General features: G+C 34.2%; 7 protein-coding genes, 3 tRNA genes and 1 pseudogene. 8 read left to right on the forward strand and 3 right to left on the reverse strand.

Annotated features, from left to right (window positions below):
* Positions 1-65: 65 nt before the first annotated feature.
* The 3 genes from ACKI2W_RS09140 to ACKI2W_RS09150 form a co-directional block, all read right to left on the reverse strand.
* Positions 66-140 (reverse strand) — tRNA-Glu (locus ACKI2W_RS09140).
* Between the two features lie 27 nt (positions 141-167).
* Positions 168-241, reverse strand: a tRNA-Ile gene (locus ACKI2W_RS09145).
* Positions 242-247: 6 nt separating this feature from the next.
* Positions 248-320, reverse strand: a tRNA-Asn gene (locus tag ACKI2W_RS09150).
* 197 nt (positions 321-517) lie between these two features.
* Here ACKI2W_RS09150 and ACKI2W_RS09155 point away from each other — a divergent pair.
* The 8 genes and pseudogenes from ACKI2W_RS09155 to ACKI2W_RS09190 form a co-directional block, all read left to right on the forward strand.
* Positions 518-1,498: a radical SAM protein gene (locus ACKI2W_RS09155; RefSeq protein WP_407381399.1), complete on the forward strand. Its 981-nt coding sequence runs from the start codon at positions 518-520 to the stop codon at positions 1,496-1,498.
* 36 nt (positions 1,499-1,534) lie between these two features.
* Positions 1,535-4,492: an Eco57I restriction-modification methylase domain-containing protein gene (locus tag ACKI2W_RS09160; RefSeq protein ID WP_407381401.1), complete on the forward strand. Its 2,958-nt coding sequence runs from the start codon at positions 1,535-1,537 to the stop codon at positions 4,490-4,492.
* Positions 4,493-4,504: 12 nt separating this feature from the next.
* Complete coding sequence (locus ACKI2W_RS09165; RefSeq protein ID WP_407381403.1) at positions 4,505-6,634, forward strand: hypothetical protein; 2,130 nt, start codon at positions 4,505-4,507, stop codon at positions 6,632-6,634.
* Between the two features lie 115 nt (positions 6,635-6,749).
* On the forward strand, positions 6,750-8,102 hold the full coding sequence (gene gatB / locus ACKI2W_RS09170) for an Asp-tRNA(Asn)/Glu-tRNA(Gln) amidotransferase subunit GatB (RefSeq protein WP_407381405.1): 1,353 nt from the start codon (positions 6,750-6,752) through the stop codon (positions 8,100-8,102).
* Between the two features lie 12 nt (positions 8,103-8,114).
* Positions 8,115-8,921, forward strand: a complete 807-nt coding sequence (locus ACKI2W_RS09175) for a CBS domain-containing ParB/RepB/Spo0J family partition protein (RefSeq protein ID WP_407381407.1) — start codon at positions 8,115-8,117, stop codon at positions 8,919-8,921.
* Positions 8,922-9,212, forward strand: coding sequence for a phosphoribosyl-ATP diphosphatase (hisE, locus tag ACKI2W_RS09180; protein WP_407381409.1), 291 nt, complete (start codon positions 8,922-8,924; stop codon positions 9,210-9,212).
* Positions 9,213-9,265: 53 nt separating this feature from the next.
* Positions 9,266-10,030 (forward strand): ABC transporter permease, encoded by a 765-nt coding sequence (locus ACKI2W_RS09185; RefSeq protein ID WP_407381411.1) that lies wholly within the window; start codon positions 9,266-9,268, stop codon positions 10,028-10,030.
* Between the two features lie 9 nt (positions 10,031-10,039).
* Positions 10,040-10,280, forward strand: a pseudogene (locus tag ACKI2W_RS09190) (ABC transporter ATP-binding protein); the annotation flags it as partial.

Here is a 10,280-nt window from a genome sequence, read left to right on the forward strand (position 1 = left end):
GCACTCCCGCTAATAAACGAAAGTGAAATTTAGAAACCATTAAAAATCTTAACAAATTTTTTAAATGCTCCGGCCGGGATTCGAACCCGAGTCTTCGGCTCGAAAGGCCGAAATGATTGGCCGGACTACACCACCGGAGCACACAAATGAATAAAAGTTTAGTAACATGGGCCCAATGGGGTTCGAACCCATGGCCTTCCGGTTATGAGCCGGACGCTCTACCTGGCTAAGCTATGGGCCCTCGAAGCGCCATCGACAGGGCTCGAACCTGTGACCAATCGGTTAACAGCCGAACGCTCTACCTACTGAGCTACGATGGCATATATAACCCACCATCTTAACCAAATAAAACCCATGTTTAAAAATCAAAAGACTTTAAACAGTGTATTTTATAATTATATTTTTACTAGTATATAAAAGTTATGCTTTTTCCACATTATTTCAAAAATAATAGGAAAAACACTATTAATTAGTTAGAATATACTAATATATAAATTTAATTAAAAAGTTGAAAATCATGGATTCAAATATATTCGATTTAATAAAAGATGCCAATGAGATTACCTTGAAAAATCACGGTGATTTAGTCACATTGGAGCGGGCAGTCTTTTTATCCTGGTGGTGCGATAAGGGAGACTGCGCATTCTGCTACATGTCAACACAAAAGGACAAGATTAAAGATCCGACAAAGGCAAGACGTAATGTAAACAACATCTATGCCGAAGCCGAAATGTGCGCCCGCCTGGACTGGAATATCGAATTTTTATCCGGAGGATACAAGTCATTCACCACACAGGAAATCAAGGAAATAGCCACAACCATCAAAAGCATCACCGGTGATGGCGTCTGGCTGAACACCGGAATTACCGATGAACTGGCGCAATACGGATCAGAAATTAAGGGAATCACAGGTGCCGTTGAAGTTGCAAATCCGCAGATTCACAACAGAGTATGTCCAAGCAAAAGCCTAGATGACATAAGCAACATGCTGGATGTTGCAGGAGATTTAGGATTCAAAAAGGCAATTACGATAATATTGGGTCTTGGTGAGACACTTGATGATGTTAACTACGTTATTGATTACATTAGAGAGCACAAGATTGACAGGGTGATATTCTATTCACTCAATCCCCACAAAGAGACAGTTTATGCTGACAAGTCCCAACCGGCATCACTTTACTATGCACAGGTTGTTGCCAGAGTCCGTCTGGAGTTTCCAGAAATTGAAATCATCTGCGGAACATGGATCGATAATCTTGCAAACATTGGAATCCTGATTTTAAGCGGTGCAAACGGAATTACAAAATTCCCTCTTTTCAAGATGTTTGGAACCAAATACGGAAAAAGAGTTGAAGAGGAAGTTAAATGGGCCGGAAGACAGCTTAAAGGAACATTCACAGATAAAGAGAAATTAGGTGAAATGAAAAGTGATGTTTCACCAGATTTGGATAAATTCATTAAACGATATATTAAAGAATCATTAAAGAACAAATATTAATTAAAGAAACTATCATCAATATTAACCGGTGTTTTTATGTCTAACTTCAAATCTAGTAAAGAAGAAATAGAAAAATTAGTTAAGGAATTTAAGGAAAACGAACATATTTACAAAACAGCAACATTCGATGAAGAAAACACTAAAATAAACTTTATTAACAAATTTTTCATCGCATTAGGATGGGATGTTTACAATGATTTGGGTGTTGCACCACAATACAAAGATGTTGAATTTGAAGATACTATTCTTATTAATGGGAAGCCAAAAGCACCAGATTACTGTTTTAGAATAGGTGGAGTAAGAAAATTCTTTGTTGAAGCGAAAAAACCAAGTGTTGATATTGAAAACGATAGAAAATATGCTTTTCAGCTTAAAAGATATACTTGGAGTGGCAAATTACCTGTCGGATTATTAACTGATTTTGAAGAGCTAGCAATTTATGAACCAAAAAGCGCTCCTAAAAAAACTCATAATACAAGTGTTGACCGAATAAAATATTACCATTACAGCGAATATGTTGAAAAATGGGATGAAATATATAATATATTCAGTAAAGAAGCCATCTTAACTGGAAAATTTGATAAATTTGTAGAAAACAAACATGGAGATAAAAAAGGAACATCAACAGTAGACTCTGAATTTTTAAAAACAATAGAAAAATGGAGATTAGAACTAGCACGCAACATTGCAATAAGAAATAAAGAATTAACAGTTGATGAACTGAATTTTGCAGTGCAGTTAATTATTGACAGAATCATATTTTTAAGAATAGCTGAAGACAGAGGAATAGAAAGATACGGACAATTAAAGAAATTAACTGAACTAGCCAAAAATGAAAAAGACAACTATCCTGTCTATGAAGCATTCATTGATTTATGTAAAAAAGCTGATGCAAAATATAATAGTGGTTTATTCCATTTCAGCGAAGAAAAAGACATTAGTTTAAGTGCGGATACATTAACTCCAGGATTGCATATTGACGACGGTAAATTGAAAAAAATTATTGATGGACTGTATTATCCGGATTGCCCTTATGAATTCAGTCTGATTTCAACAGAAATCCTTGGAAATATCTATGAACAGTTCCTTGGAAAAGTTATTCGCCTAACAGATAGCCATCAAGCAAAGGTCGAAGATAAACCTGAAGTTAAAAAAGCAGGAGGAGTATTTTACACCCCACAATACATCGTTGATTATATTGTTGAAAATACAATAGGAGAGCTTTTAAAAGATAAAACTCCAAATAAAGTTTCCAAGCTAAGATTTGTTGATCCGGCATGTGGTTCAGGAAGTTTTCTACTAGGAGCTTATCAAAAGCTTTTGGATTGGCATTTAGACTATTATTCTAACTTAGAACAACCTCCTAAAAATGTTATTTATATCGGATCTGATGGAATTCCTAGATTAACTATTCAGGAAAAGAAAAGAATACTTTTAAATAATATTTATGGTGTAGACATCGATTCACAGGCGGTAGAAGTGACAAAATTGAGTCTGCTTTTGAAAGTGCTTGAAGATGAAAATAAAGATGTTTTAGAAGCTCAGCAGAAATTAATACAGGAAAGAGCTTTGCCTTACCTTGGAGATAATATAAAATGTGGAAATAGTTTAATAGGTACAGACATATTGGATTCTAATGAATTATCAATTGAAGAACTTCATGAAATTAATCCTTTTGATTGGGAAGATGGATTTTCTGAAGTATTTGAAAATGGAGGATTTGATGCTGTTATTGGTAATCCACCATATGTTAATGCAAAGATATTAACAGAAATAATGCCTATTCAAAGAACATTTTTATCAAATTGTAATAATTATTCCACTTTATATCAAAAATGGGATTTATATATCCCATTTATGGAAAAATCTCTTAACATACTTAAAAATAATGGAATCATGTCAATGATTATACCTTATCCATTCATTGATCAAAATTATGCAAAAGTTTCAAGGAAATATATTCTTAATGAACATAATCTCATAAAAATGGTTGATTTGTCATCCCAGAAGATATTTAAAAATGCAACTGTGTCAAATTGCATTCCAATAATATCTAAAGGCAAAAATACTAAAGACATTACTATTGCATCAATATCAGACGAATTAAAAATTAATAATGTGGGTAAAAAATCAGTAGATGAAATTGTAGCTAATGATAAGACATTCATATTTGATTTAAGAATACAAGAAAAATTAAATAAAGATTTTTCTTCATTTAAAAGAATTGGAGATTATTGTTTTATTAGCAAAGGCATGGTTTTAAATGCTGATGAGAAAAAAGCTAAAGGTAAATTCAAAAAAGCTGATTTGATATCTGACACCGAATCCAACATACATATTAAGAAATATATTGAAGGAAAAAATATTGACAGATATAGAATTAACAAAATTCGATATTTGGAATGGGGAACTAGAAGAGTTCCTTCAAAAATTAGTAGACCTACATTTAAAGAATTATATCATTCTAAAAAAGTCCTAGTAAATAAATTAGGTGCAATAAAAGCTATCTATGATGATACACAGATATTTTGTGATCAAACTTTAAGAATACTTGTATTATGGGATGATTTAAGAAAAGTTAATAATAGAAGTATTAAAAGTAGTATAACCAGATATGCTAATGAATCTAGGGAAAATCTTGAGAATAATTCCAAAGAAATAGATTTAAAGTACATTTTATTAATTTTAAATTCAAAAATGGGACAATATCTTTTGAATGAAATTAGAGGAATAAATAATAAAGACATTAATCCTGAATATCTAAAAGACATTCCTATTCCCAAAATATCTCTTGAAACCCAACAACCATTTATCGAACTAGCAGATAAAATGTTAGAGTTAAATAAAACTCTTGCAGACTGTAAAACTCCAAAAGAAGAAAAATTATTAAAATTACAAATTGCTAAAACTGATGAAAAAATAGATCAATTAGTATATGAATTATACGAATTAACCGACGAAGAAATAGCTATCATTGAAGAAAGCTTGAAATAAGGAGAATTAACCATGAACTTAACTATCAGCAAACTTAAAGAAGAAGCCATTGACTTTTGTAAACATGAAAGTAACACCACCCATGACGATTTAGTTGGAATAACTGACGGTAAAGCTGTCGGTACATACATTGAACATGAATTTGAAAAATTCTTAAAAAACAAATATGAAATTACTATCGGTTCTAGCGCTAGAGGGATTGATTTGCCTGATGCTCATATTAACACGGACATTAAAGTTACTTCCGTTAAAAAGCCGCAAAGTTCATCCCCATTTAAAAATATTGAGCAGAAAATTTATGGTTTGGGCCATAACCTTTTAATTTTTGTTTATGAAAAGACAGACATTAATGATAAATGCTATCTTGATTTTAAACACTGCATATTCATTGATGCTGAAAAAACTGGGGATTACAATCTAACTAAGATACTTCGTAAATTAATTAAACTTAAAGCTGATAAAGAAGACATTGTCGACATATTAAAAGACAGTAACGTTCCAGGAGAAGATAAAGCATTAGAAACTATTGCAGATAAAATAATGAAAAACCCTCCAGAACAAGGTTATTTAACAATATCCAATGCATTCCAGTGGAGATTAAAATACAATAACGTCATTAATCTGAATGAAGATGTTAATGGTGTTTATACTTACGAAAAATTCAATGAAAAGGAACTGGGCGATTATCAAACCCCAATATACTTTACAGACGAGATCTGTGAATATCTTAAAAATGATTTGAAAATTAACCCAGACGTTATTATTGAACCAACCTGCGGAATAGGCAATTTTTTAAAAAGCGCTTCCAATACTTTTCCAGAAAGCAGACTAATTGGAATTGACATTGACAAAAATAAGTTAAATAAAGTAGATTCCGCAATCCCGAACCTCACATTAATTAATGAGGACATATTCACATTTGAATTCAACAATATTGCTCATGAAAACTCTTTTTTAATCCTCGGCAACCCTCCATGGATTACAAACACTGAATTATCAAAAATCAATTCAAACAATGTTCCAAACAAAAGCAACTTTAAAAATAAAACGGGTTTTGAAGCACTGACCGGCAACAGCAACTTTGATATCTCAGAATACATCATCTTAAAGATAATCAATGAATTTAAAGACACAAATGCAACATTAGCATTTCTGTGTAAAACCACGATTTCAAGGAATGTTTTCATTGAGCTAATTGAAAATGAGATTCCATACAGCTTTATTAAACAGATAAACTTCAATCCATATAAGGTTTTCAAAATTGATGCTGACACATGCTTATTTGTAATTCAGTTTGGTGGAACATCATTAACCGATAAGGCCTGTGAGGTTTCAGACATTACAAATCCATCTGAGATATTGTATAAATTCGGCTTTAAATCCGACAAATTCTATTCCAATGTTGATGACATTCCTGATTTTGACGGAAAATGCCAAATCGAATGGAGGCAAGGCGTTAAGCACGACTGTGCTAAGGTTATGGAGCTGATGTATGAAAACGACAAGCTAGTTAACAAGAAAAATGACGAAGTCAATATTGAAAATACTCTTGTATATCCCTTATTGAAAAGCAGCAAACTTAAAAAGCCTGTCATCACCGAAACTTCAATGTTTACAATAGTTACCCAAAAAAAGATCAGACAGGACACAAAATACATTGAAAGTGAAGCTCCGAAAACCTGGAAATATCTGAATGCCAATAAGCAATACTTTGATAACAGGAAAAGTTCCATTTATGAAAGGGCACCTGATTTCAGCATTTTCGGTATCGGCGATTATTCATTCAGAAAATATAAAGTGGCCATTTCCGGATTTTATAAAAATCCAATGTTTTCATTAGTATACAGCGATAAAACGATGATGCTGGACGATACATGTTATTTCCTCTCCTTTGATGATTATGACACTGCATACATTACAATGCTAATACTGAATAGTGAACTGGTAAAGAAATTCCTTAAAAATATTGCATTCCTTGATTCAAAAAGACCATTTTCGAAAAAGGTATTGAAACGCATTGATATCAGCAAATGCCTGGAATTATTATCCTTAAATAATTTGAAAGAAACTGAAAGGCAGTTGGAATTAGACGCCTACATAAACAAGGATAAATTAATAAAATACGAAGAATTATTCTCCTAAAAATTTACACATCATCAATAATCTTTATAAGTCCAATATCATATATATTATATTAATATAAATTATTATCAAAAAAATTTCCAATGGAGGAATTATTATTAGCGACGATTTTAGTATGATGTGTGGACTTGAAATCCACGTACAGTTAGAAACTGAATCAAAATTATTCTGTGATTGCCCAACAAACTTTAATGAGGCACCGATTAACCAAAATATTTGTCCAGTATGTTTAAATCAGCCGGGTGCAAAACCTCATCCGACCAATGAACATGCTATTGAAAACGCACTGATGATTGCTTTGATGCTTAACTGTGAAATTGATCAGGGTTTTACCTATTTCATGAGAAAGCATTATGATTATCCGGATTTATCTTCAGGATACCAGAGAACTTCCGTACCTATCGGAATCAACGGAGAATTAAATGGTATCAGAATCAGGGAAATCCACATTGAAGAAGATCCTGGCCAATACAAACCTGACAGAGGTATCGTTAACTTCAACCGTTCAGGCATTCCTTTAGTGGAAATCGTTACAGAACCCGACATAACCTCCCCTGAAGAGGCCAGAAACTTCCTAAAAGAAATCATTCGTGTCCTTCAGTACAGCGGTGCTGCACGTGGGGAAAACTCCATGAAAGCTGACGTTAACATTTCCCTTAACGGCGGAAACAGGGTTGAAATGAAAAACGTTAACTCCATCAAAGGCGCCTACAAGGCATTGAAATTCGAGCTTGTAAGACAGAAAAATCTCATGAAAAGAGGAGTTGAAGTTAAACAGGAAACCCGTGCATACCTTGAATCCCAGATGATTACCGTCGGAATGAGGATGAAGGAAGATGCTGACGATTACCGTTTCATTACTGATCCTGACTTGCCCCCAATGAAGATATCTGATGAAACCATCCAAAGGATTTTGGACACCATGCCTGAAGCACCTCACAATAAGGTTAGAAGATTCGTTGCAGATTATGGCATTGATGAAGAATCCGCAAAAGTATTGACTTCAGAACTTGATTTGGCAATAGCATATGAAGAAGTTGTAAAAGAGGTTGACGCTAAATTTGCAGCCAAATGGATGAGGGATGAACTTAAAAGAGTATTATCCTACAACAAATTGGATTTCGCTGACAGTGGAATTGGCGTGAGTGATCTGGTTGAATATCTGAAAATGATTGAAGCAAAAGAAATCACAGCCAAGGCAGCTCATAAAATCATTGAACAAATGCCAAATAATGACAAATCCCCTAAAGCAATTGCAGAAGAGTTAGGTTTGCTTGGTGTTGTCAATGAGGATGAAGTACTGGCTGCGGTAAAACAGGCGATTGATGAAAATCCAAAAGCTGTTGACGATTATCTTGCTGGTCAAAAAGCTTCCCTTAACTTCCTTGTCGGTCAGGTAATGAGACTGACCCGTGGAAAAGCAGATCCTGGTGAAACCGTTAAACTGTTAAAAGAAAACATTGAATAATGGGGGAAGCACATGGGAGAGAAGAAATCTTTTGTAAAAGATTACATGACCAAAGATGTTATTAGTGTTTCTCCGGATACTGAAACCGACAAGATTATAGATTTGATGAAGGAAAGCCACCACAACAGTTATCCGGTAGTGAAGGATGACAAGCTGGTCGGTATGGTGACTGCATTTGACATTGTTGCTAAGGAATGGGCAGATACGGTTTCAGGAATTATGAGTACCAAACTGGTTGTCGCCAATCAGAATTTATCCATCAATGACGCTTCAAGGGTGATGTTTAGAAGAGGAATCTCCCGAATGCCTGTCGTTGATGAAAACGGACACCTGGTCGGCATCATCACAAATACCGATATGGTCCGTTCACACATTGAAAGGTCCACTCCGAACAAGGTGGAATACTTCAAGAATACAATGGAACAGTTATACGGCATCAAAACCACATTGAAGCATATGAAGGTTGAAACCAAAAAGTTAAGGCCGACACAGGATAGGGTTTATGCTGATGAACTTGAAGGAAGAGCATATGAACTTGAAAAAGGCCTTGCAGAACCTGCGATTGTTGTGAAAACAGGTGACAGGTGGATTTTGGTTGACGGTCACCACAGAGCAGTGGCTTCAGCGCAAAGAGGTTATGAGACCGTTGATTCCTATGTCGTTGATTTGGGTCAGGACATCAAGCTTGGAATGGAAAAGACCGCAGACAAGGCGGGAATCAAAACCTTTGACGATATTGAAATCATTGATGATGACAAACATCCGTTGATTGCACTTACAGAAAGCCTGCAGGATCAGGAATCAAAAGGTGATGATTAGATGGATAATGATAAAATCATAAGGAAAGTCTATGAGGTACTTGAGTCAAGAAGAGACAATCCAATTGATTCATACACTTCCAACATTATGAAAGACAGTGATAAGAAAGCTGAGGACAAGATACTTGAAAAAATAGCTGAGGAAGCTGGTGAAGTGTTGATTGCTTCCAAAAATGATGAGAATCTTGTATATGAATCTGTTGATTTGATCTTTCACACATTATTGCTTCTGGTCTACAAAGGCGTTGAAATCGATGAAATCTTTGAGGAATTTGCCAGAAGGCGAAAATAATATTAATTTAATTTAACAAAATTTAGATAATTGAAAAAATATTGGTTATTACAATGTTTGATACGTTCTCTGAAAAAAAATTTTTACTAACAGAGTTGGTTAAGAAGAACCTGACTTCAAAATATAAGGATTCAGTTCTGGGTATTTTGTGGAGTTTCTTCAATCCGCTATTGACAATGTTAGTATTTACAGCAATATTTTCAATGCTGTTCGGAAAGAATATTCAAAACTTCCCGGTTTACTATTTAGCGGGAAGAATAGCATTTGATTTCTTTAATCATGGAACAAAAGGTGCTATGAATTCCATCAGAAGAAATGCTAATTTATTGAAAAAGATATATGTTCCGAAGCGGATGTTTGCAATAAGCGCCATCTGCTATGAATTTGTAAACTTCCTGATTTCATTCATCATCCTGTTTGGAGTGATGATAATTACAGGCGCCCCGTTCCATTGGACATTGATTTATTCATTCATACCATTGGGTTTCCTGGTTGTATTGATATTTGGTGTGGGATTGATATTAGCTGTCTGCAACACTTATTTCTCAGACATTGGATATTTATATGATGTTTTCTCATTAGTCTTATTATATGCATCAGCAATGTTTTATCCAATCGAAATCGTTCCGGCAAAAATCCAGGTAATATTCACTTTAAACCCTGTTTACTGTGCAATGTCCTGTTTCAGGCAATGTGTTTATGGTGTTGCTCCGGACTGGTCAATGATATTATACCTGGCAGCATTTGCATTCACCACATTAGGAATAGGCGTTTTACTGTTCAACATATATGAAAAGAAACTTGCTTTAGAATTATAGGGTGTTATTATGAGTGTGAAAAGTAAATTGAAAGGATTGGTTAAAAAATCTGATGACTCAAATGACAAAAATATTGCTGCAGATAATGACGTGGCCATTAATGTCGAACACCTGACAATGGAATTCAAGATTACTAAAGATAAAATCGATACCTTAAAGGAATATGTTATCCGTACACTTAAAAGAAACAAGGAAGAAAAGGAAAAAATCAGGGTTCTTGATGACATCAGTTTTAAAGTTTACAGAGGAG

Source organism: Methanobrevibacter sp., assembly GCF_045603845.1.
Taxonomy (GTDB): Archaea; Methanobacteriota; Methanobacteria; order Methanobacteriales; family Methanobacteriaceae; genus Methanocatella.